The sequence below is a fragment of the Kribbella koreensis genome, assembly GCF_039525325.1.
In the GTDB taxonomy this organism is placed as follows: Bacteria; Actinomycetota; Actinomycetes; order Propionibacteriales; family Kribbellaceae; genus Kribbella; species Kribbella koreensis.
Genome location: NZ_BAAAHK010000003.1, coordinates 780,044 through 802,672, shown reverse-complemented (window position 1 = coordinate 802,672; position 22,629 = coordinate 780,044). Strand labels below are relative to the sequence as shown.

General features: G+C 68.0%; 16 protein-coding genes. 11 read left to right on the top strand and 5 right to left on the bottom strand.

The window, feature by feature from the left end; all coding sequences use genetic code 11:
• Positions 1–12 precede the first annotated feature (12 nt).
• Positions 13–3,252, bottom strand: a complete 3,240-nt coding sequence (locus ABD116_RS07400; protein ID WP_343966227.1) for a TIM-barrel domain-containing protein — start codon at positions 3,250–3,252, stop codon at positions 13–15.
• A gap of 193 nt (positions 3,253–3,445) precedes the next feature.
• Here ABD116_RS07400 and ABD116_RS07395 point away from each other — a divergent pair, with 193 nt between their 5' ends.
• Both ABD116_RS07395 and ABD116_RS07390 read left to right on the top strand, forming a co-directional pair.
• On the top strand, positions 3,446–4,183 hold the full coding sequence (locus tag ABD116_RS07395) for an ABC transporter ATP-binding protein (RefSeq protein ID WP_425552065.1): 738 nt from the start codon (positions 3,446–3,448) through the stop codon (positions 4,181–4,183).
• Entirely contained in the window at positions 4,180–6,378 is a 2,199-nt protein-coding gene (locus ABD116_RS07390) for an ABC transporter permease (RefSeq protein ID WP_343966225.1), read from the top strand. The genes ABD116_RS07395 and ABD116_RS07390 overlap by 4 nt, the downstream gene beginning before the upstream one ends.
• A 30-nt stretch (positions 6,379–6,408) precedes the next feature.
• On the opposite strand, the gene ABD116_RS07385 is transcribed toward ABD116_RS07390, so the two are convergent.
• Both ABD116_RS07385 and ABD116_RS07380 read right to left on the bottom strand, forming a co-directional pair.
• On the bottom strand, positions 6,409–7,389 hold the full coding sequence (locus tag ABD116_RS07385; RefSeq protein WP_343966224.1) for a CE1 family esterase: 981 nt from the start codon (positions 7,387–7,389) through the stop codon (positions 6,409–6,411).
• An 89-nt stretch (positions 7,390–7,478) separates the two neighbouring features.
• A complete protein-coding gene (locus ABD116_RS07380) occupies positions 7,479–8,057 on the bottom strand; it encodes a TetR/AcrR family transcriptional regulator (RefSeq protein ID WP_343966222.1) in 579 nt (192 codons plus the stop codon).
• Between the two features lie 57 nt (positions 8,058–8,114).
• Here ABD116_RS07380 and ABD116_RS07375 point away from each other — a divergent pair, with 57 nt between their 5' ends.
• Positions 8,115–9,320 carry an acyltransferase family protein gene (locus tag ABD116_RS07375; protein ID WP_343966220.1) on the top strand — a complete coding sequence of 402 codons (1,206 nt, stop codon included), beginning with the start codon at positions 8,115–8,117 and terminating at the stop codon, positions 9,318–9,320.
• On the opposite strand, the gene ABD116_RS07370 is transcribed toward ABD116_RS07375, so the two are convergent.
• Positions 9,252–9,908: a type 1 periplasmic-binding domain-containing protein gene (locus tag ABD116_RS07370; protein WP_343966219.1), complete on the bottom strand. Its 657-nt coding sequence runs from the start codon at positions 9,906–9,908 to the stop codon at positions 9,252–9,254. The genes ABD116_RS07375 and ABD116_RS07370 overlap by 69 nt on opposite strands.
• 126 nt (positions 9,909–10,034) lie before the next feature.
• On the opposite strand from ABD116_RS07370, the gene ABD116_RS07365 reads away from it, so the two are divergent.
• The 3 genes from ABD116_RS07365 (at position 10,035) to ABD116_RS07355 (ending at position 13,881) form a co-directional block, all read left to right on the top strand.
• Positions 10,035–11,237 carry a HupE/UreJ family protein gene (locus ABD116_RS07365; RefSeq protein WP_343966217.1) on the top strand — a complete coding sequence of 401 codons (1,203 nt, stop codon included), beginning with the start codon at positions 10,035–10,037 and terminating at the stop codon, positions 11,235–11,237.
• A gap of 126 nt (positions 11,238–11,363) precedes the next feature.
• On the top strand, positions 11,364–12,902 hold the full coding sequence (locus tag ABD116_RS07360) for a purple acid phosphatase family protein (protein ID WP_343966214.1): 1,539 nt from the start codon (positions 11,364–11,366) through the stop codon (positions 12,900–12,902).
• A 58-nt stretch (positions 12,903–12,960) separates the two neighbouring features.
• Positions 12,961–13,881 carry a COG1470 family protein gene (locus ABD116_RS07355; RefSeq protein ID WP_343966212.1) on the top strand — a complete coding sequence of 307 codons (921 nt, stop codon included), beginning with the start codon at positions 12,961–12,963 and terminating at the stop codon, positions 13,879–13,881.
• Here the strand turns inward: ABD116_RS07355 and ABD116_RS07350 are convergent.
• Positions 13,841–16,579 carry an AfsR/SARP family transcriptional regulator gene (locus tag ABD116_RS07350; RefSeq protein ID WP_343966209.1) on the bottom strand — a complete coding sequence of 913 codons (2,739 nt, stop codon included), beginning with the start codon at positions 16,577–16,579 and terminating at the stop codon, positions 13,841–13,843. The two genes, ABD116_RS07355 and ABD116_RS07350, sit on opposite strands and share 41 nt — an antisense overlap.
• Positions 16,580–16,710: 131 nt before the next feature.
• Here ABD116_RS07350 and ABD116_RS07345 point away from each other — a divergent pair, with 131 nt between their 5' ends.
• From ABD116_RS07345 to ABD116_RS07325, 5 genes are read left to right on the top strand one after another with little or no spacing between them, the layout of a single operon-like run.
• On the top strand, positions 16,711–18,252 hold the full coding sequence (locus ABD116_RS07345) for a CoA-acylating methylmalonate-semialdehyde dehydrogenase (RefSeq protein ID WP_425552056.1): 1,542 nt from the start codon (positions 16,711–16,713) through the stop codon (positions 18,250–18,252).
• Positions 18,253–18,256: 4 nt separating this feature from the next.
• Complete coding sequence (locus ABD116_RS07340; protein WP_343966207.1) at positions 18,257–19,399, top strand: acyl-CoA dehydrogenase family protein; 1,143 nt, start codon at positions 18,257–18,259, stop codon at positions 19,397–19,399.
• Complete coding sequence (locus ABD116_RS07335) at positions 19,396–20,448, top strand: enoyl-CoA hydratase/isomerase family protein (RefSeq protein WP_343966205.1); 1,053 nt, start codon at positions 19,396–19,398, stop codon at positions 20,446–20,448. The genes ABD116_RS07340 and ABD116_RS07335 overlap by 4 nt, the downstream gene beginning before the upstream one ends.
• Entirely contained in the window at positions 20,445–21,344 is a 900-nt protein-coding gene (mmsB, locus tag ABD116_RS07330; protein ID WP_343966203.1) for a 3-hydroxyisobutyrate dehydrogenase, read from the top strand. Before ABD116_RS07335 ends, mmsB begins: the two co-directional genes overlap by 4 nt.
• Positions 21,341–22,117: an enoyl-CoA hydratase gene (locus tag ABD116_RS07325; RefSeq protein WP_343966201.1), complete on the top strand. Its 777-nt coding sequence runs from the start codon at positions 21,341–21,343 to the stop codon at positions 22,115–22,117. Before mmsB ends, ABD116_RS07325 begins: the two co-directional genes overlap by 4 nt.
• Positions 22,118–22,629 lie beyond the last annotated feature (512 nt).

Below are 22,629 nucleotides of genomic sequence, written 5' to 3'. Positions count from 1 at the left end.
TGCAAAGGGTTGTCAGTAGGAGATTCGGAGTGCCGTCCTGATCCGTTGGGAAGGCGCTTTCACGGTCAGGGTCCGGGTGGTGGTGTCCCAGGCCCAGTTCTCGGTGTCGAGGCGGTGGCCGTTGAGGCTGATCCGGGCCGGTGGAGCCTGGACGCCGAGGAGCTTCACCGTCCACTCTCGTTCGGTCACCTGACCGGGGTAGCGGCCCTGGGTGGGGTCGATGGTGAGTTCGTGCCGGTTGGGGGTCTCCTGGTAGGTGAGTTCGGTCGTCGCGGTCAGCGCCTGGTCGGTGGTCGAGCCGTCGTCCTCGTAGAGCTCGAAGGTGCCTGAGGCGCCGGTTGCGATCGTCGCGGTCACCTTGTCCAGGGGGTTCTGGACGTCGTTGGTCACGTTCTCGGTGCGGGTCGTCATGATGCCGCCGGACCTGACGAACACGGGCATGGTCCCGAGATCCGTGGTGACCGACTGGGTCGTTCCACCGGCGTACGTCCTGCCGGTGAAGTAGTCCGTCCACTGGCCCGGTGGGAACCAGACGCTTGTGCTCGTCTGTGCCCCCGGCGTCGTCACCGGAGCCACCAGTACGTCCGGCCCGTACAGGTACTCACTACCGGCCGTCGCGTAGGCCGCCGGCTCCTCCGGATACTCCAGGTAGGTCGGCCGAACCACCGGTACGCCGGTAGTCGCCGCCTCCCGAGCAAGCGTGTAGGTGTAGGGCACCAAGTTCTCGCGAAGGTTGAGGAACCGCTTGGCCGACTCGGCCGCCGCTGTCCCGTACTGCCAGGGCAGCCGGTCGCTGTGGTTGCTGTGCAACCGGTCGATCGGCTGGAACGTGCCGAGCTGCACCCACCGGGCATACATGTCGTCGGGCAGCTTCGACGTCCTGCGTTGTTGCCCGCCGACGGTGTAGAGCTCGCTGCCCGGCAGCCCGTTGCCGTCGTTGTGGCCGCCGATGTCGTGGCTGATCGCCGACATGCCGGTCGCCACCGACTCGGCCGGCGTCGCCCCGACCTCCATCCGCAGGGTGCCCCAGGTCGACGAGGTGTCGCCGGTGAAGTGGAGCGTGCTGCGCTTGTCCGCCCAAGGACCGGTCGCCAACGCCGTCGGACCGCCGTAGCCACCGGCTTGCAACGATCCGTAGGCCCGCGAGATGACGAATCCTCGACCGATCGCCGGCGCGGCCAGGTCGGCGTACTGCTGGTTGATCCAGGCGTCCGGGGTGACGCCGGGCAGGCTGGAGCGGGAGCTGTCACAGCACCAGTCGAGCCACCAGAAGTCGTTGCCTTGCTGCATCATCGCGGCGTGCAGGTCGAGGTAGGCCTTGAGCTGATCGGGGTCGGCCCAGTCGAAGACGTAGCAGTCGGCGCCGCAGCCGGACTTGGTCAGCTTGCCCTTCGCGGTGGCCTGCGCCTGGGCGAACTGTGGGTCGTTGCCCATGATGCTGGGATGGATGTTGAGGTTGTTGTGTAGACCTGCTGACTTCGACCAGGCGAAGAACCCGGCGGGGTCGGGGAACTTCGCGGTGTCGAACTGCCAGCCGTTCCAGGTGTCGGGCGCCTTGAAGTCCGTGTCGGTGACCAGGACGTCCAGTGGTACGCCGTTGGCGCGGAAGGCGGGCAGGATGGTGTCGCGGTAGTCGGCCGCTGTGCGATCGAAGTACTCCGAATACCAGACGCCATAGGCCCAGCGCGGCAGCAGCTCGGCCGGTCCGGTCAGCGTCTTGAGGTCCCCGAGCCCGGTCTTGTAGTCGTGGCCGAATCCGAAGACATAGCCATCCTGGTAGGCCGCACTGCCGTGTGCCGGGCGTTGGGTGACCCGGCGGGCTGGAGCGTCGTAGAGCGCCGAGGTGGTGTCGTCGAGGAGGTACCAGCCGTCCTTGTGCAGCAGGCCCTCGGTGGTGGTCGGCGACCCGTTGTCGCCATTGACCCCGTCGAGTCCGCGCCGGTATCCGCCGAGCGCCAGGTGCGGTTGCGGAGCCGGTACGCCGGTTGCCGCAACCGCGACCGTGTCGAGGTTGACGTGGCAGCTCGTCGCCTCCGGGCAGCCGAGGACGACCTCGTTCGTGCCGGCCTTGAGGTCGACTGGGATGGACGCGGTGCCCCACGCGTTCCAGTCGGTGGTCGCCGGGAGGGAGATCGTGCGCGTCACGCCGCCGGTCGTGATGGTGGCGGTCCGGGTCTCGTGGCGGCCGTCGCCACCGGTGCCGTTGGCATAGCGGAGGTGGAGTTGGTAGGTGCCGTCCGCCGGGACGCCGACGACTCGCTGGGTGAGGCTCGAGTCGGTGTTCAGCTCCGCGATGAAGCCGTGTCCGGCGTACCCGGGATGGTCACTCGCCACCACGGCTGATCCGGCTGGGAGACCGGCCTCGGCCTCGCAGCTGACCGCGAAGGCGCAATCGCCGTACGCACGAGCACTCGCCGGTGGATAGGCGTCACCCGCCTTGAGTACTGCGAAACTGTCGACGTTGATGTTGCCCGAATCAGTCGCGCTCCGGACGAGCCGCAAGACGTGGTGCCCGGCTCCGAGGGCGAGAGGCACTGACGCCAGCCCCCAAGAGTCCCACCCGTCCGTCGGCCCGAACGACACCGCTCGGGCCGCTCCACCGTCAACGGACACGCTGAGCGTCCGGGTCTCGTGCTTTCCATCGCCACCAGTCCCGTTGGCATACCGAGCGGTGAAGGCGTACGCCCCGGCGTCAGCGACGAGGACGTCCGCGGATGCCTGCGCTCCGGTGGTTTCGAATCCAGCAAGGAACCCCGCACCGGTGTAACCCCGATGATCGGTCGCAACCCCGAGCCCATCGGCAACCAGGTCCTCACCCTCGCACAACGCATCGACAGCGCAGGTCAGCCGGTGCCAAGGCGCCGCCACGACAGGGGTCGGTCCAGCCTTCAGTTGAATACTGAGATTGCTCGCGTCGAACGGGCCCGAGTCGACCTTGTAGGTAAGGGTCGCCGCGCTCGTCCGGATGGTGAGTACGCCGCCTGTCACCGACGAGGTGAACGGGACTGGCTTGAAGTCCTCGCGTCCGACGGCGTTGAAGGTCGCGGAGTCCTGGAACTGGGCGTCGCCGGCGTACTCCGTGCGGATCAGGGTGGGGGAGAGTACTTGGAAGCGGGCGTTGCCGGTGATGACGGTTTGCCTGGCGACGGTGCTGTTGGTGGCGTCGGCCGGCCGGGCGATCAACCCGGCGGACACGACGCACGCGGCCAGGGCGACAGTGAGGGCGCGGGGGACGGTACCGGCTGTTCTCATCGGCACGATCGGACTCCGATCTCGAAGAGGGGGCGGTCTACAACGATGGAAATCCTTGCAGGGCAAATATGAGCACGGTGAGGGTCGGCGTGTCCAGAGGTGGTCGTTGGTGGTGTCAGCTCTACCTCCGAAGCGCCAGTGGATGGGATGTCGCCGACGTTACGGGCTGCCTAGCGTTGCGGGTATGACCTCAGTGATCACCGAAACCGACCTCGCAGTGAACCGACGAACGGCCCCGGACGATGGCACGGCGGCTGTGCGGGTGGAGCAGCTCAGCCGGATCTACGCGGCGGGGGAGCAGCGGGTCGCGGCGCTCGACAACGTCGACGCTGCGTTCGCCCGCGGTACGTTCACGGCCGTGATGGGCCCGTCCGGGTCCGGCAAGAGCACCCTGCTCCAGACTGCCGCCGGGTTGGATCGGCCGACCTCCGGACGTGTCTGGGTCGGCGACAAGGAGTTGTCGCGGTTGTCGGAGGCGAAGCTCACGCGGTTGCGGCGGAGCGAGATCGGGTTCGTCTTCCAGAACTTCAACCTGGTGGGTGCTTTGACCGTGGAGGAGAACATCATGCTTCCGCTGCGGCTGTCCGGAGTACCGGTGGATCGCAGGTGGCTGGACGAGGTTGTCGAGCGCGTCGGCGTCAGAGAGCGGCTGCACCATCGGCCGGCCGAGTTGTCGGGTGGACAGCAGCAGCGGGTTGCCATCGCGCGGGCACTGGCGATGCGTCCGACGGTGGTCTTCGCGGACGAGCCGACGGGAGCCCTCGACAGCCACACCGCGGCCGATGTCCTCGGCCTGTTGAGGTCGATCGTCGACGAGCAGGGGCAGACGATCATCATGGTCACGCACGATCAGACGGCGGCCTCGTACGCCGATCGCGTGCTGGTACTCGCCGACGGTCGCATCATGTCTGACACGGGAGTACGGCGATGATCGGGCTCGCCGGGCGTCTCCTCCGCCATCGACCGGGTACGGTCCTCGCCACCCTGATCGCTCTAGCCGCCGGTGTGATGGTGATGACCGGTACCGGCGCACTGGTCGAGTCCGGCCTCCGTCACCAGCCCAAGCCGCAGCTCCACGGCGCCGCCGACCTGGTCGTCGCCAAGCGCGACATCACCTTCACCGGCAAGGAATTCGGCGGCGACACCTACACCACCACAACCCGCCTCCCCGAACCCGGCACGATGCCCGCCACCCTGGTCGACCAACTCCGCCAGCTCCCCGGAGTCGCCGAAGCAGTCGCAGACCCGCCGACCAGCGCCAAAACCCCGCCTGGCCGGGTCGAGGTCATTGCTGTCACCGAGGAAGCCGGTGCGGACCGAGGAGCTGTCAAGGCCGCGGTGGAGAAGCTTGCGGCGGCGGAGTCGGCCAAGGCATATGCCGGCAACGCGAAGGGAATCGTCGAGCGGCCAGACCTCGCGGCGGCCCGGGACCTGTTGATCCAGGTTGGTGCCGCCTTCGGCGGGTACGTCGTGATGCTGATCGTCTTCGTGGTGGCCGGCACGATCGGACTGTCGATCCGGGGGCGGCGGCGTGAGCTCGCGTTGCTGAGGGCAACTGGTGCGACGCCGTGGCAGCTCCGCCGGATGTTGATGGGCGAGGCCGCGATCCTCGGCGGCATCGGCTCGGTGATCGGCATCCCCACCGGACTGCTGGCAAGCCGCTGGATGGGCGACCAGCTGATCGGCAGAGGCTTCGTACCAGCTGATTTCCCCATGAGCATTGGAGTTCTGGCCGCGCCGGCGGCGGCGCTCCTCATCGTGGTGCTCGCCGTTGTCGCAGCTCTCCTCGCGTCGAGGAGGATCTCCGCGATCCGCCCCGCCGAGGCACTGGCCGACGCAGCAGTCGAGCCAACCCGCAGTGGCAAGGTCAGACTCGGCTTTGGCCTGGCGGCGCTTGTCGGAGCCCTCTCGTCCAGCGCCTTCGCAGTGATGGGCGGCGGCCAGGCGGCCCTCGGCGGTGCGGTCAGCATGCTGTACCTCCTGGTCCTCGCCGTAGCCCTGCTCGCACCCTGGATCAACAGCCGCGCCGCCAAACTGCTCAGCCCGCTCCTCCGAGCGGTCTGGGGCAACAGCGGCTACCTCGCCACCAGGAACCTGGCGGCGAACGCGCGAGGCATGGCGACCGTACTGACCGCCCTGGTCCTCTCGGTCGGCTTCGGCGGCTCCGTCTGGTTCCTCCAGGACAACCTCGAGCGGCAGACCGTCCAGCAGGTACAGGCCGGCACCCTCGCGCAGTACGCCGTGGTCTCGCCCAAGGGATTACCGGACGACGCGGCGGAGCGCCTGAGCAAGGTGCCCGGCGTAGAGGCTGCGACGGGCGTCCGCCGTACGTCGGTCATCGTGAAGGTCATGCAGGACGCAGAAGTCGTCCCCGCCCAGGCGATGGACCTTGCCAACTCCCTGAAGACGACCGACCTCCAGATCAAGGAAGGCGAACTGACACCCGGCGGCGTCGCGGTCTCCCAGGTCCGCGCATCCTCCCAGAACTGGAAGCTCGGCGACACCGCCGACATCTGGCTCGCCGACGGAACACCGAAGCACCTGAAGATCACCGCGATCTACTCCCGCGGCCTAGGCTTCGGCGACTTCATCCTCGACCGCGCGACCGTCGGCCAGGCCCCCGACGAAGTACTGCTCCGTACTTCGGGAAGCAAACCGACCGCATTGCCGGAGAGCGCAACCCTGATCCCGGTCAGCCAGCTCACCGTGCAGACCGCGAAGGACCTGGCGATCAGCGCCTGGCTCAACAAGCTCCTGATCGGCGTGATGATCGCGTACGCCGCCCTGGCCGCCGCCAACACCATGATCATGGCCGCCCTGGCCCGCCGCCGCGAGGTAGCAGTCCTCCGCCTCACCGGCGTCACCACCCGCCAGGTCAAGCGAATGGTCAACGCCGAACAAGCCGGCCTCCTCGGAGTGGCCGTCGTGATCGGCGGAACAATCGCAGCCGTCACCCTGACCACAGTCGTCCGTGCAGTAACCGGCGGCGCCCTGCCCTACGTACCAGCCCTGGGCTGGATCGCAGTGCTAGGCGGGGCAACCCTCCTCGCCATGACCACCACGATCCTGCCCATCACCCTACTGCTCCGGCGGCCGGCCCTGGCTCAGGCCGGCTCCCGAGAATGAGTTCATGAGGCCCATGACAGGTTCAACTCCTCAGAGACGGCGATGGGATTGGAAGAAGTGCCAGATCAGGGTGGAGGCGTCGATCTCCTTGGTTGCACCCGAGTCGGCGGCGCTCCCGGGCCAGCTATGGGTGCCTCCGGCAACCTTGTAGAGAACCACCTGGGCACCGCGGGCGCAGCCGTCGTAGGTCAGGCGGTTCACGTGTGGTGAGACCGCGACGACGGTCGGCCCGCTCGTGCAGCCGTCGATTTGGGCCCAGGACTGGACAGCCATGGGAGTCGGATAGCCCCAGCGCAGGTCGGTCGGCCTGCCCTGGTACGGGTTCGTGGTGTCGGCGTCGCCGTGGAAGGTGATGACGGGGACGGGGCGGTTCGGAGTACAGGTCTGTACCTCCGGGAACATCGGGTCCGTGGGGGAGGGGCGGCCGGCACGCAGACCGGCGCTGGCGGCGAGCGCGGCGACCTTGTCCGGACGGGCGCAGGCGTAGGCGGATGCCATCCGGGCGCCACCGGAGTGGCCGGCGACGTACACGCGGGTGGAGTCCCCACAGGCGAGGCGGGTGACGTCGTCGATGACCTTGGTCAGGTAGGCGATGTCGTCCCGGGCATCCGGCGGGGGATAGGCGCCGGCGGTGGTGGGGACGCCGGGCACGTTCCAGAACCAGATCTGATTCGGGTTGGGCGTCGCGGCAGGCAGGTTGCCGTTGGGCTCGACGGTGACGAAACCTTCGCGGTCGCCGACTGGCTCGAGCCCGGAGTACGCCGCCTGCTGGTCGGCGTTCCCGTTGCTGAAGTGCAGATTCAGCACGATCGGCAGCGGCCCCCTCGTGGTGGTGGGCGGCACATGCACGCGGACCGGGTACGCCGTATCGCCGAAGCGCACCTGGATCGTCTGAGTGCCGTCGGCCAGGGCCGGGGTGCAGCGACCCCAGCTGTCGGGCGGTGCCGCGGTGGCCGGCGCGAGCGGCAGGAGAAGGGCGAACAACGCGAGCGGGACGGCGCGAAGCCTCATCTGAACTCCTCGGTGGAGCGAACCGGGATTTACCTACTGAATGTTCGGTAGGTTTTTCGCTGCCGTCAAGAGCTCGTAACATCCATGGGCTAAGTCAGGGCGCCGATCAGCTTGCGCACGAGGCCGCCCATGTCGACCGCTTCGGGGTTGTACAGCCACTGGATCTGCAGCCCGTCCATCACCGCGATGATCAGCGTCGCGAGCTCCTGCGGATTCTTGTCGCCGGCCACGTCACCGGCGGCCTGGGCCAGCCGGATCTCGTCGGCGATCATCGACCGCAACCCGTCGTACCGGGACCGGAAGTAGTCCTGCGCCGGGTGCTCGTCGGTCACCCCGTCGGCCGAGAGCACGACGTACAGCTGGGTCAGCCCGCGTCGCTCACTGTTGCGGTCGGCGGTGTCGGCGAGGTGCTCGAGGAAGGCCGTACCGTGCGGTCGCTCGGGGTCGTTGACCTCGGCGATCTCCGACGCGTCGCGATGCGCGAGCAACTCGGTCAGCAACTGGTCCTTGCTGCCGAAGTGGTGCAGCAAGCCGGCCGGCGTGATCCCGGCCGCGGCCGCGACCTCCTGCAGGGAGGAGTTCCGAAATCCCTTGGTGGCGAACATCGCCGATGCCGCGGCCAGGATCTCCCGGCGCCGCGACGCGGTGCGCTCCGCGTTGGTCGCCATGACCGGTCATCTTACGGGAGGTGGCGCGGGTGGGGTGGTAGGCAGGATCCTTGCGGGATGGCGGACGAGGGGCGGTTGTGGTTCCTGGACTGGTTGCGGGTGCTGGCCGTGGGCGGGGTGTTCGTGTTCCACACGTTGCGGCCGTTCGACGACGGTGACTGGCATGTGAAGAACGCCCAGACCAGCGGGGGGATCTCGGTCGCGATCGCGTTCCTCGGGCTGTGGGGGCTGGCGTTCTTCTTCATGATCTCGGGGGCGGCCGCGTGGCTGGCGTTGCGGTGGCGAACTGCGACGGGCTTCCTGCGGGAGCGGCTGCTCCGGTTGCTGGTACCGCTGATCGTCGCGTACGTGCTGCTGTCCCCACCGCAGTACTTCATCGAGGAGCACCACAAGGGCCGGTCTCACGATTCGTTCCTGGGCGACGCGAAGACGTTCTTCAGCGACCTGCGCGGTGATCCGCCGCTCTGGTTGCGCGATACGTACCACCTCTGGTTCCTCGTCTACCTGTTGCAGTTCGCCCTGCTCGGGTTGCCGATCTTCCTGTGGTTGCGCGGTCCCCAGGGCCGGCGGCTGGTCGATTGGATCGCCGTGCGTTGTGAGCGGCCCGGGAGGATCCTGCTTCTCGCGGTGCCGCTCGTGCCGGTGCATCTGCTCTTCCAGGCCGCTCCCGGTCCCGACCACGGCTGGGGCGAGTTCGTCTTCTTCTTCGACTTCTTCGTCGTCGGCTTCCTGGTGCTCTCGGACGATCGCTTGATCCCGGCGGTCCGAAGCAACGCGGTCTACGGGCTGGCCCTCGGCCTCGGGGCGTTCCTCGTCGGTCTGGTCACCGGGATCATGGACTTCCTCGATGCCTGGTGGGACGACCCGGGCTACTCCTGGCCGTACGTCTGGTACTTCACCCTGATCACCCTCGCCGTCTGGGGCTGGCTCGTCGCCGTTCTGGGCTTCGGGCTGCGGGCGTCCGCGTTCCAGCGACCGCTGCCGGTGCCGATCGCGCGGGCGGCGATGCCGTTCTTCCTGATCCACCAACCGGTGATCCTGCTGATCGCGTACTACGTCGTCGGCTGGAACGCGGGCATCGCGACCAAGTACGCCGTACTGATGCCGACCGCGTTCCTGCTCTCCGCCCTCCTGGCCTGGCTGCTGTCCACCCTCCCCGGAGTCTCGATGCTCTTCGGAGTCAAACGCCAAGCTCTACGCCAACCAGAGCACGATTCCGGTATGGCCGGTGAGGACACTGGCGGCGCCCGCGCGGATGGCTGAGGCCGCGCGGGCCGGGGTGAAGCTGCTGGGGTCGTAGCTGGAGGAGGCGCCTAGACCCTCGCCGCGGAAGGACGCTCCGATCCAGTCGGCGGCGGTGACGTTGCCGGTCGGCTCGGCCAGTTCCGCACCGACCACCAGGAACTGCTGGTCCAGGTGATTCGGAGTGACCATCGCCAGCGGGTCGACGAGATTGTTGCCGGCAGCCACGATCAGGTCCGGGTGTAGGTCCATGGCCTCGCCGATCCCCGCGATGTAGTCGTCCGAAGCCTTGACTGTCTTGAGACTGACGTGTTCCTGCGTCGCCCAGTCCTCGACCGCCGTCACCAGCGTCTTCGTCTGCGGAGCGTCACCGGCGGTGAGCAGGACGACACGGTAGTCCTGCGGCGGATGGACGCCGTCCCACGAGCCGGGCCGCGGCGTGATCGTTGCCTCGGGCGACGGTTTCACGGTCGGTACGAAGCCGGCGCCGAGGGCGCCGATCGGGGTCGGCGCGGCCGCGCGCGGTTGCGACCAGTCGTCGGCCGATGCACAGCCCGTGGCGAGTACGGCGATCGCGGCCGTCGTACCAACGGCTTGGAGCAGGCGCACGGAAACGTCCTTCGTCAGCAGGGGATCAGCTCTTTCTACCTCATGGTTCGCCGATACTTCTGGTGGTCGGCACTTGTTCGTCTGCGGGCAGCCGATCGTTCACTCACCAGGTGGAGCGTGCGCTCCATGTCAGGTATCAAGAAGGTCCTCGCAGTGACCGCGGCCGCGGTCGCCGTAGTACTGGGGACCGCGCCGGTGGCGGAAGCGCACGGCTTCAGTTCGACCGTGTACGCCGACCTCACGTCGCCGGCCAGGGAGCAGGTGCGCGCCCAGCTCGGACTCGAGTACGACCTGCTCGTCGTCTCCGCCGCCGATGCGGGCAAGGACGACCCGCTCTTCAAGGACGGCACCGCCGCGTTCGACTCCGGCGACTCCACCCAACAGGCCGCCGCCCTCACGAGGCACGCCGACTCGGTCGTCAGCTACGCGACTGAACGCTTCACAGTCACCGCCGACGGCCAGGCCTGTACTGCGAAGCGCGACGGCGACTTCACCATGGAGCAACGAGAGGGCGTCCCGTACGTCGTCCTGGTACTCGACTTCCAATGCCCCCAAGCCGCCGCCCACGAGATCCGCAGCGGACTGTTCCCCGAGGCCGAGGGCTACGTCAAAGGCACCAAAACCATCGTCACGTACCACCTCGACCTGAAGACGGGCAGCAGCGCCCTCGACGACCAGCACCCGGTGCTCTCGACCCAACAGTCAACAGGGCAAAGGTTCTGGGAGTTCTTCCGGCTCGGTGCCGAGCACCTGCTGACCGGGCTGGACCACATCCTGTTCCTGCTGGCGCTGATCGCCGGGTCCCGCCGATTGCGCGAGATAGTGCTCGCCGCGACGACCTTCACGATCGCGCACTCGGTGACCTTCGTACTGGCCGCGCTCGGTCTCGTCCACGTGACCGCGTCCTTCGTCGAGCCCGTCATCGCCTTGTCGATCGCGGTTGTCGCGGGCTGGCATCTGTGGCGGCTCTGGCGCCGCGGCCGGACCGCCACCGACATCGAGGTGAACAGCCGCAGTCACCTCGGCCTGGACCGGGCGGGCTGGACCCGGCTGGGGGTCGTGTTCTGCTTCGGGCTCGTGCACGGACTCGGTTTCGCCGGAGCGCTCGGCATCGACGAGGCCTGGTCGTGGCAGCTGCTCTGGTCGCTGCTCGTCTTCAACATCGGCATCGAGGTCGTCCAGCTGTCGCTGATCGCGCTGACCTTCCCCCTGCTCGCGCTGCTCCGTCACCGTGCTCCGATCGCCGCGCTCTGGGTGACCGGCACGATCGCCGCGGGCGTCTCGGCGGCCGGGCTGTTCTGGTTCGTACAGCGAGTGACCGGGATGTGACGCGCCCTCGACTGTTGCGTGGCGTGCAGTCGAGTGGTGAACCCGTGTTCACCTGGATTCTACCGACCGGGAAGACGCTCGGAGCGCACTTTTCACAGCATCACCTCCGTAGGGGATGGACAATCGATGAAGCTCATCAAATGGGTGGCAGTGGCCGCCATCGGCGCCTCGGTGGCGTTCGGTGCCGGCCTGGGCACGGCGCAGGCCGCTGATGCCCCGGCGCCCACCCGCATCATCTTGGGAGTCGGCGCGTCCGAGTCCCAGCGCGTCGTGAGCTGGTACGCCACGACCGACGCGGCGCAGGTCGTGCAGCTCGCCGAGACGGCGAAGATCGTCAAGGGCAAGTTCCCGGCGAGTGCGACCATCAGCTTCCCGGCCACCGTCGCGGCCAACACCGTGAACGGCGGTTTCAACGGGCACGCGACCCTCGACGGGTTGCGCAAGAACACCTCGTACTCGTACCACGTCGGCAACGGCGGCATGTGGTCTCCGACGTACTCGTTCAAGACCCGCGAGTTCACCGGCGACTACAGCTTCCTGTTCTTCGGCGACCCGCAGATCGGGTCGTCCGGGGACGTCGCGCGCGACGGTGCCGGCTGGGCCGACACACTGAACGTCGCGCTCACCGCGAACCCGGGCGCCGAGCTCCTGGTCTCCGGTGGCGACCAGGTCGAGAGCGCCAACAACGAGCCGCAGTGGGACGCCTTCCTGGGTTCCGACAAGCTGCGGCAGTACCCGTGGGCGGCCACCATCGGCAACCACGACGTCGGCGGCAAGGCGTACGAGCAGCACTTCTGGACTCCGAACACCGACCGTTCGGCGCCGTTCTACCGCGGTGACGCCAAGTCCGAATCCGGCGGCGACTACTGGTACAAGTACAAGGACGTGCTGTTCATCGACCTGAACAGCAACGCCTACGCCAACAACGCCGACGCGGCGCACATCGACTACGTCAGCAAGGTGATCCAGGCGCAGGGCGCGGGTGCGAAGTACACGGTGCTCGTGTACCACCACTCGATCTACTCGCCGGCTGATCACGCCAACGACACCGACAACCAGTTGCGCCGGCTGGACTTCCCGACGGCCTTCTCGAACCTCGGTGTCGACCTGGTGCTGCAGGGTCACGACCACAGCTACTCGCGTAGCTACGTGATCAAGAACGGCAAGAAGGCGAACCCGGCCGAGCAGCCGGGCGCCACCAAGGTGGAGCAGGGCCCGGGCGGCGTCATCTACGTGACGGCGAACTCGGCGTCGGGTTCGAAGTACTACGACCTGACGGCACCCGACACCTCCAAGGACCCGAACTACGGTCCGGACCCGTTGAACCCGAAGAACCACTGGGCCAACTCGGTCGAGAACCAGGAGCACGTCCGGACGTACGTGAAGGTCGACGTACGCGACGACAAGCTCACGGTCGAGGAGATCCGCAGCGGTACCTGTGCCGCCCCGAACGCCGCGGTCGAGCTCGGCCGCGTCGCCTGGTGCGGTCCGGACAGCGGTGCCGGCCCGGCCCAGCCGGTCGGCTCCGTGATCGACCGGGTCCGGTACTACCCGTACAACGACCGTGGCGTCCGTGCCGCGGCCGCTGACGGCGTGAACTGGACCGAGAGCAAGACCACCACGCAGGACGGTCAGGAGAAGGTCACCCTCACCTCGGTGAGCTGATCCTCGCGGGGGTGGGCGTCCTTCGGGGCGTCCACCCTTCCACCCCTTTTGGAGAGACATGTTTCGGTTGCCCGGCGTCCTGTTGCTCGCTGTCGGTGCTGTTGTTCTGGGAGCGGGCACCGCCGCGGCGGACGACAGCGCGCCCTGGCAGGTGAAGACGGCGTCCAACAGCTATGGCTCCAGCCGCGCGAACTACAGCTACACCGTGGCGGCCGGCGGTCAGGTACAGGACGCCTTTGTCGTACTGAACCGTGGCAAGGCGCCGCTCGACCTCGCGGTCTACGCGGGTGATGCGTTCACGACCTCGACTGGTGAGCTGGATCTTCGCGGCTCGGACTCGAAGGACCTCGGCACCTGGGTGCACGCGGATCGCAAGCAGGTAAGGATTTTGCCGGGCAAGTCGGTCGAGGTGCCGTTCAGGATCGAGGTACCGGCCGATGCGCGACCAGGCGACCACCTCGGTGGCGTCATCACGTCGCTGACCCAGAAAGACGTGGAGCGACGGCTCGCCATCCGGATCCGGTTGCGGGTCAGCGGACAGCTCGAGCCGAGCCTGTCGGTCGAAGACCTGAAGGTGAAGTACGCCGGAAACGGCGACGCGACGGTCGCCTACGAGATCCGCAACACCGGCAACACGATCGCCGCGGCCCGCCAGACCGCCTCGGTCTCAGGGCCGTTCGGCCGGCTGGAATCGCAGTCGGGTGCCATCGCCGACTCGCCTCAGTTGCTGCCCGGCGAGACGTGGAAGGTGTCCGTTCCGGTCAAGGGCGTGACGCCGGCCGGACGGCTGACCGGAGCTGTCGAGCTGCTGCCCCTGGTGACGGACGCGGCCGGCTCGACCGCGACCTTCGCCGCCGTTCGGACCACCGCGCATGCGTGGACGATTCCGTGGGTCGTCGTGTTGCTGCTCGTCGTGGTTGTGGCCGGGCTCGTGCTCGTCACTCGGCGGGTGCGAGGAGCCCGTCGACAAGCTGCTTGAGGGGCAGGTCCCGGGCAGTACGTTCGATCAGGACCGCGTCCGTGCCGAGTGCCTTGCGGGCGGCCGTGAGTGCGGCCGTTCGCTCGGCGATCCGGTCGGGGACGTAGCCGGGCGTACCGAGGATCTCCCGATGGTGGGCGGCGACGGTGAGCATCCGGAGCGCGGCGATCGGGTGGTCGGCGACCTCGAGGCAGGCGATGGATTCGAGGATGCCGACCTGCGCCTCGACCAGCTCGCGATCGCGGAAGTAGCGAAGGGCCTGGAGGCTGAGTTGGCGGGCGCGGACCGGGTCGCCGCGGAGGGCGGCGATCAGGGCCAGGTGCTCGGTCTCGGCAGCGACCGCGAACTCGTCGTTGGGCTGGATCCGCAGGGCCTCGAGGATCTTGGCCTCGGCCTCGTCGAGCCGCCCGAGGCAGCGCAGCGCGATGCCGAGGTTGTCCAGCAGGCCGGCCAGCATGGTCTGGTCGTTGACGGCCGCGGCCAGATGGCAACCGTCCTCGCCGTAGTCGATGGCGTCGGTGTACCTCTCCAGGCCGATGCTGGTGAGGCAGAGGCCGTACAAGGTGAGGATGAGCCCGCCGCTGTCGCCGAGCGCGTGGAACGCGGTGAGCGCCCGTTCGCCGCAGTCGAGGGCTTCGTCGAGGTCGCCGCTGTGCCGGGCGACCGAGGCCAGTACACGAAGTCCGACGGCCTGGTCGGTGGTCGGTTCCGGGCCGGTGTGGGCGAGTCCGGTGCGGAGCCAGATACGTGCCTGGGGCAATGATCCGCGCATCCGCCAGTGCCACCACAGCGGCGAGACGAGGCCGAGTACCGCCTCGGGCCGGCCGCCGTCGCCCAGACACCAGTCGATCGCGGACCGGAGGTTCGGCTCCTCCTCGTTCACGACGGCGATCAGCTCCTTGGACCCGGGATCGCCACCGGTGTCAGCCGTCGTGGCGAGTTGCCGGCACCACGCGATCTGCAGCTCCCGTACGACGGGTTCGTCGCCCGACTCGCGGAGCCGGTTGGTGGCGTAGTCGCGGACGGTTTCGAGCAGGCCGAAGCGTCGTACGCCGGCCGCGGAACGTACCGTCACCAGCGATCGGTCGACGAGCTCGGTGAGCACGGGGACGATGTCGGCAGCGTGGAGGTCGTCACCGGGGATCACGGCTTCGGCCGCTTCGAGAGTGCAGCCACCGGGGAACACGGCCAGCCTGCGCAGGACGATCCGGCTGGTGGGGTCGAGCAGGTCATGGCTCCAGTCGAGCGCCGATTGCAGGCTGGTGTGGCGGCGGCCGTTGTCGCGAGGGCCGCCGATGAGGAGTCTCAGGCGGTCGTTGATCCGCTTCGCGATCTGGGTGATGGTGAGGGTTCTGGTGAGGCCGGCAGCCAGTTCGATGCCGAGGGGGAGGCGGTCGACCGCAGTACAGATCGCCTCGGCTTCAGGGCCTGGTAGTGCGCCGGCGCGGGCGCAGAAGAGGGCGACTGCGGCGTCGGCGGGTAGTGCGTGGAGGTGGTGGAGCTCTTCGCCGCTGATGTGGAGCGGGCGTTGCGAGGTGACGAGGATCGAGAGCGCTGGGGCGGTACGGAGCAGTTCGGCGACCAGCTTGGCGACCTCGTCGATGAGGTGTTCGGCGTTGTCGATGACGAGCAGGCTGCCGTCGAGCGCTTCGGCGCAGTGAGCGATGGGATCGCCGGGGCGGCTGTCGAGCCCGATCGCGGCCTCCAGTGCGCCGTTCACCGAGGCTGGTGAGCGCAGCGGAGCGAGGTCGAGCCAGCCGACCTGGCGGCCGGTGGATTGGGTGCTGAGGGCAACTTCTTGGGCGAGCCGGGTCTTGCCGACGCCGGGGCCGCCGAGCACGGTGACGAGGCCGGGGTGGGCCAACTCGGCCGCCAATGTGCGCAACTCGTCGGCTCGGCCCACGAAGACGCTGCCCGCCTCGGGGGCGCGGACGGGAACCGCTCGCGGTGTTGCCGGCGGCTGTGGGGCTGGATCGTGCCGGAGGAGTTTCAGTTCGAGATCGATGGTGGCCGGGGTGGGGTCGATGCCGAGTTGGTCGGCGAGCCGTTCCTTCAACTGAGCCAGCGCGTTGAGGGCGTCGGCGCGGCGGCCGTCGAAGTACAGGGAGCGGGCGAGCAGGCCGATCAGGCGTTCGTGGAGTGGGTTCTGGCGAGCCAGCCGGTCCAGTTCGGCGCCGGCGGTGGGGGAGTGGCGGTCGACTTCGGATTCGAGCAGGGCCAGCTGGAGTTCGAGGTGTTCCGCGTCGAGGTGTTCGGCGTCTTTGGCGGCGTACGGGACAGTGCGAAGGCCGGTCAGCGCGGGGCCGCGCCATTGCTGGAGTGCTTCGGTGGCGGCTAGGTCGGCGGCTTTGCGATCGCCCGCCGTACGGGCTCGGTACATCCGTTCGGTGGCCTTGGTTGCGAGCTCCAGGTCGAGCGCGCTGGCCGCGAGGGAGAAGCCGGCCGGTGATCGCTGCAACAGCTCGGCGTGCGGGCCGAGGCTGGACCGGAGCCGCGAGGCGAGCACTCGGAGGCGCTGGACGGGACGGGCCAGCTCGGCGTCGCCCCACAGATCGCGGACGAGTTGATCGTCGGACACACTCCGGCCGCCGGCCAGGGCGAGCCGGACGAGCAGTGCCCGCTCCAGCGTTCCCGCCAGCATCAGCGGCACGCCGGCGGCGGTCACCTCGACGGGCCCCAGTACCCGAACCTCCAGCATCGCTCTCCCCGTGCTCAGCCTCCCGCCATCGTCGCACTCCGGCACGGGGTGCCGCTCGGTGGTCGGCGGTGGGGTAGATCACGGAGATTTAGTAGGACGTCCATGTATATAGTCGGGCTTCCTAGTATCTGGTGAGGCTGCCCATCGCAGTCGCGATGTCCGGGAGTGAGACGTTGAGCAACGAGTTGAGCCATTTCGTGGCCGGGCAGCATCGGGCGGGGACCTCGGGGCGGTTCGCCGACGTCTTCGATCCGAACACCGGCGGGGTGCAGGCGCGAGTGCCGTTGGCGAGCAAGGCAGAGGTCGTCGCGGCGATCGATGACGCCGAGCGAGCTCAGCTCGAGTGGGCGGCGTGGAACCCACAGCGGCGGGCTCGGGTGCTGCTGCGCTTCCTCGACCTGGTCAATCGGGATATGGAGTCGCTGGCTCGTCTGCTGTCGAGTGAGCACGGCAAGACCGTTGCTGATGCGAAGGGTGACATCCAGCGTGGGCTGGAGGTGATCGAGTTCGCCGCCGGGGGTCCGCACCTGCTCAAGGGTGAGTACACGACCGGCGCCGGGACCGGGATCGACGTCTACTCGATGCGGCAGCCGCTTGGCGTGGTCGCGGGGATCACTCCGTTCAACTTCCCGGCGATGATTCCGCTGTGGAAGGCCGGGCCGGCGCTGGCCGCGGGCAACGCGTTCATTCTCAAGCCGTCCGAGCGGGATCCCTCGGTGCCGTTGCGGATCGCGGAGTTGTTCCTCGAGGCCGGGTTGCCGGCCGGCGTGTTCAACGTCGTCAACGGCGACAAGGAAGCGGTCGACACGCTGCTGGAGGACGAGCGGGTCCGGGCTGTCGGCTTCGTCGGGTCGACGCCGATCGCGCAGTACATCTACGAGTCGGCGGCCGCGAACGGCAAGCGGGCTCAGTGCTTCGGTGGCGCCAAGAACCACCTGATCGTGATGCCTGACGCTGATCTCGATGACGTCGCCGATGCGCTGATCGGCGCTGGGTACGGTTCGGCCGGCGAGCGGTGCATGGCGATCTCGGTCGCGGTGCCGGTCGGCGCGGAGACGGCCGACGCGCTCGTCTCGAAGCTTCAGGAGCGGATCGCGGGGCTGACCGTTGGGCACAGCCTGGATGAAGAGGCCGACTACGGACCGCTGGTCACCGCCGAGGCGCGGCAGCGGGTGATCGACTACATCGGGGCCGGGGTCGAAGAGGGCGCGGAGCTGCTGGTGGACGGTCGCGACTTCGTGCTGGCCGGCCATGAGTCGGGCTTCTTCCTCGGGCCGACGCTGTTCGACAAGGTCGTTCCCGGCATGCGGATCTACGACGAGGAGATCTTCGGGCCGGTGCTCGTGATCGCGCGCGCCGAGACCTATGAGGAGGCGCTGCGGTTGCCGAGTGAGCATGCCTACGGCAACGGTGTCTCGATCTTCACCCGGGACGGCGACACCGCGCGGGACTTCACGGCCCGGGTCAATGTCGGCATGGTCGGGGTGAACGTACCGATTCCGGTGCCGATCGCGTACCACACCTTCGGCGGCTGGAAGCGGTCCGGATTCGGCGACCTCAACCAGCACGGGCCGGACTCCTTCCGCTTCTACACCAAGACCAAGACGGTGACGTCGCGGTGGCCGTCCGGGGCCAAAGAGGGTGCCAGCTTCGTCATCCCGACGATGAGCTGACCCGATGACTTCGGACGACGAGGAGCTGTTGGCGATCGCGCGGGAGGTGCGCAAGTTCGCCGAGCACGAGCTGGCCCCGCACGCGATCGAGTGGGATCAGGCCAAGCACTTTCCGGTCGACGTACTGCGGCGTGCGGGTGATCTGGGGTTGGGTGGGATCTGTGTCGCGGAGGATGTCGGCGGGTCCGGGCTCGGCCGGCTCGAGGCGGTGACGATCTTCGAGGAGCTGGCACGCGGGGACACCGCCATCGCGGCGTACGTGTCGATCCACAACATGGTCACGTCGATGATCGACTCGGCCGGTACGGACGACCAGCGGAAGCAATGGGTGCCCGGACTGGCCAGTATGGAAGGGCTTGGGAGCTACTGCCTCACCGAGCCCGAGGCTGGTTCGGATGCCGGTGCTTTGCGCACGACTGCTCGGCGCGACGGCTCCGACTATGTGCTCGATGGGGTGAAGCAGTTCATCTCCGGGGCCGGGTCGTCCAGCGTGTACGTCGTGATGGCGCGTACTGGGGATGCGGGGCCGCGGGGGATCACGGCTTTCATCGTGCCGGGCGATGCGGCTGGGCTGTCCTTCGGGGCCAACGAGCGCAAGATGGGGTGGCATGCGCAGCCGACTCGGCAGGTCATCCTGGACGGCGTACGGGTGCCTGTTTCTCAGCGGCTGGGGGATGAGGGCGAGGGGTTCGGCATTGCGATGCGCGGGCTCAACGGTGGGCGGCTGAACATCGCCGCTTGCTCGTTGGGTGGTGCGCAATGGGCTTTGGAGCAGGCGACCAGCTATCTGCAGTCCCGGTCGGCCTTCGGTGGGCCGTTGATCAGCCAGCAGGCTTTGGTGTTTCAGCTCGCCGATATGGCGACCGAGTTGGAGGCTTCGCGGTGCTTGCTGCATCACGCGGCGCGGACGCTCGACAGCCGGGCGGCTGATGCGGCGAAGGTGTGTGCGATGGCGAAGCGGTTCGTCACCGATTCCGCGTTCACTGTTGCGAACAAGGCTTTGCAGTTGCACGGGGGCTATGGGTACCTCAGCGAGTACGGCATCGAGAAGGTGGTCCGCGACCTGCGCGTCCACCAGATCCTGGAAGGAACCAACGAGATCATGCGACTGATCGTCGGCCGGGCCCTGATCGAGGCGGCGGCATGAGTGAGCCGGTGGTGCTGATCAGCCAGGACGGGCAGGCGGGGCACATCGTGCTCAATCGGCCTCAGGCGATCAATGCGTTGACGCACGAGATGGTGGACTTGATTCAGGCTGCGCTAGATTCGTGGGTTTGCGATCCGTCGGTGCAGACGGTGGTGCTCACCGGGAGTGGCGAGCGTGGGTTGTGCGCTGGGGGCGACATCGTGTCGATCTACCAGGACGGGCTTGCCGGCGGTACGGCGTCGGCGGAGTTCTGGGCCGCGGAGTACGGGCTGGATGCGACGATCGCGGAGTACCCGAAGCCGTTCGTGGCGGTCATGGACGGGATCGTTCTCGGTGGCGGGATCGGGTTGTCGGCGCATGCCTCGGTGCGGGTCGTGACCGAGCGGTCGAAGATCGGGATGCCGGAGACGGGGATCGGGTTCTTCCCTGACGTCGGCGGGACCTGGTTGTTGTCGCGGGCGCCGGGGGAGCTGGGGACGCATCTGGCGCTGACCGCTGGGTCGGTGCGGGCGGGTGACGCGATCGCTGTCGGGCTGGCCGATTGGTACGTGCCGAGTGACCGGCTTCCTGGCTTGATCGCTTCGCTTGCTTGCGTGGCACCGGCGGAGGCCTTGGCCGCGGTGGTTGCGGAGGCTCCGGCTTCTGGGTTGCTTGCGGATCGTGAGTGGATCGATGCGGCGTACGAGGGCGATGACGTGGTGAAGATCCTGGCCCGGTTGATGGGTTCTGAGGTGGGGGCGGCTCGGTCGACTGCCGACGTACTGGCTTCGAAGTCGCCGACTTCGGTGCGGGTGACGTTGCGGGCGCTGCGGGAGGCGGCGGACCTGTCGTCGCTGCGGGAGGCGCTGGATCAGGAGTATCGGCTGTCGTTGCGGTTCCAGGGGTCGCACGACTTCCTCGAGGGCGTGCGGGCGCAGGTGATCGACAAGGATCGCAATCCGCAGTGGATGCCTGCCCGGCTGGACGATGTGGCTGAGTCGGTTGTTGCTTCGTACTTCGCCGGGCTGGGCGCTGATGAGCTTGGACTGAGTCAGGAGAGTGCATCGTGAAGACGGTTGGGTTCATCGGGCTGGGCAACATGGGTGGGCCGATGGCGGCCAACCTGGTCAAGGCTGGGTATGCGGTCACCGGCTTCGATCCTTCGGACGCGGCTCGCTCTGCCGCCGTCGAGGCGGGCGTGCTGATGGCCGCTTCTGCTGCTGAGGCGGTGGCGGGCGCCGAGGTGGTGATCACGATGCTGCCGAGTGGCCGGCATGTTCTCGACCTTTACCAAGGGACTGCTGAGGTGCCGGGTCTGTTGGCGTCGGCGCCTGCGGGAGCGCTGTTCGTCGACTGCTCGACGATCGCGGTGTCGGATGCCCGGGAGGCTGCCGCGCTGGTCGTCGCGGCGGGACATCGCGCGGTGGACGCGCCTGTGTCCGGAGGGGTGGTCGGCGCTGCGGCCGGCACGCTGACCCTGATGGTCGGGGCGCTGGCTGCGGACCTGGCGGCCGTGCGATCGGTTCTCGAGCCGATGGCTGGGCGGATCGTCCACTGCGGTGATCCAGGGGCTGGGCAGGCGGCGAAGATCTGCAACAACCTGATCCTTGGGATCTCGATGATCGGGGTCAGCGAGGCTTTCGTTCTGGGCGAGAAGCTCGGGCTGTCGCATCAGGCGCTGTTCGATGTGACGTCGACTGCTTCTGGGCAGTGCTGGGCGTTGACGACCAACTGCCCGGTGCCGGGGCCGGTGCCCACCAGTCCGGCCAACCGGTCGTACCAGCCTGGTTTTGCTGCTCCGTTGATGGCGAAGGACCTTGGACTTGCTGTCCAGGCGGCTTCGACGGTGGGCGCCGCGAGCAACCTGGGCGCGTTGGCCGCGGCGCTCTACCAAGAATTTGCCGCTGGCAACGGTTCTGCACTCGACTTCTCCGCCATCATCAACGAGATCCGGGACGCCTCATGACCAGCTACGAGAACATCATCGTCACCCGCGACCGGCGGACCGCGACGATCACGCTGAACCGGCCGAAGGCGCTGAACGCCCTGAACGAGGCGCTGATGGTGGAGGTGGTCGAGGCCGCTACCACGCTCGATGCCGATCGTTCGGTGGGTGCGATCGTGATCACCGGGTCGGAGCGGGCGTTTGCGGCCGGCGCCGACATCAAGGAGATGGCTGCGCAGTCGTACCAGGACATGTATCTGTCAGACTGGTTCACGGCCTGGGATCGGCTGGCGGCGGTTCGTACGCCGTTGATCGCGGCGGTGAGTGGGTACGCGCTGGGTGGTGGGTGTGAGCTGGCGATGATCTGCGACATCCTGATCGCGTCGGACACGGCGAAGTTCGGGCAGCCGGAGATCACTCTCGGCGTCATCCCCGGCATCGGTGGCTCCCAACGCCTCACCCGCGCCATCGGCAAGGCGAAGGCCATGGACCTCATCCTCACCGGCCGCACAATCTCCGCCGACGAGGCCGAACGTGCCGGCCTCGTCTCCCGCGTCGTCCCCGCCGCTTCGCTGCTCGCCGAGGCCGCCGAGGTAGCCCACAAGATCGCCGAAATGTCCCTGCCTGCCGTCTACGCAGCCAAGGAAGCCGTCAACCGCTCCTTCGAATCAACCCTCACCGAAGGCATCCTCTTCGAACGCCGCACCTTCCACGCCACCTTCGCCCTCGACGACCGCACCGAAGGCATGACCGCCTTCACCGAAAAACGCCCCCCGAAGTTCACCCACCACTGACACCCGCCGGCCGAGGCCGGCCTCCCCGCATACCGCGGTCGCCATGGTGTTGCCGCTGGGCCGCGGGGTTGTTGCGGTGCTGTGGTGAGGGCGCTGTGGTGAGGGCGCTGTGGTTGCGCGGTACTGAGCCAAGGGTGCTGTGGCCGCGGGGTTGCCGTGGTGAGCGCTGAGCTGTCGGTGGTCTGGCCGTCCGGTCTGCGGGGAACGGCTGCCAGCCGGGCAGAGTTGGTTGCTGGAGGCAACTAGTGGTCGTCGGTGCATGCGTAACTCGGTGGGTAATCGCTTGCCCTCGGCGTGTCGGGGTGGTTGGTGGGGGTTGTGTATGCGTGGCGGTCCGGGTGGTGCGCTCGGTCGGCGGGTGACGGCGGCGGAGCGAGATCGTTGCGGCGGAGGAATGGATCAAGGGGGTGGCGGGGGCGCTGAGCTGTCGGTGGTCTGGCCGTCTGGTCTGCGGGGAACGGCTGCCAGCCGGGCAGAGTTGGTTGCTAGCGACAGCTAGCGGTCGTCGGCGC

Coding starts and splice junctions, on each gene's coding strand:
- ABD116_RS07325 (WP_343966201.1), top strand. CDS start 21,341: ATGACCAGCTACGAGAACATCATCGTCACCCGCGACCGGCGGACCGCG.
- ABD116_RS07400 (WP_343966227.1), bottom strand. CDS start 3,252: ATGAGAACAGCCGGTACCGTCCCCCGCGCCCTCACTGTCGCCCTGGCC.
- ABD116_RS07390 (WP_343966225.1), top strand. CDS start 4,180: ATGATCGGGCTCGCCGGGCGTCTCCTCCGCCATCGACCGGGTACGGTC.
- ABD116_RS07355 (WP_343966212.1), top strand. CDS start 12,961: ATGTTTCGGTTGCCCGGCGTCCTGTTGCTCGCTGTCGGTGCTGTTGTT.
- ABD116_RS07350 (WP_343966209.1), bottom strand. CDS start 16,579: ATGCTGGAGGTTCGGGTACTGGGGCCCGTCGAGGTGACCGCCGCCGGC.
- ABD116_RS07380 (WP_343966222.1), bottom strand. CDS start 8,057: ATGGCGACCAACGCGGAGCGCACCGCGTCGCGGCGCCGGGAGATCCTG.
- ABD116_RS07375 (WP_343966220.1), top strand. CDS start 8,115: ATGGCGGACGAGGGGCGGTTGTGGTTCCTGGACTGGTTGCGGGTGCTG.
- ABD116_RS07340 (WP_343966207.1), top strand. CDS start 18,257: ATGACTTCGGACGACGAGGAGCTGTTGGCGATCGCGCGGGAGGTGCGC.
- ABD116_RS07385 (WP_343966224.1), bottom strand. CDS start 7,389: ATGAGGCTTCGCGCCGTCCCGCTCGCGTTGTTCGCCCTTCTCCTGCCG.
- ABD116_RS07365 (WP_343966217.1), top strand. CDS start 10,035: ATGTCAGGTATCAAGAAGGTCCTCGCAGTGACCGCGGCCGCGGTCGCC.
- ABD116_RS07360 (WP_343966214.1), top strand. CDS start 11,364: ATGAAGCTCATCAAATGGGTGGCAGTGGCCGCCATCGGCGCCTCGGTG.
- ABD116_RS07335 (WP_343966205.1), top strand. CDS start 19,396: ATGAGTGAGCCGGTGGTGCTGATCAGCCAGGACGGGCAGGCGGGGCAC.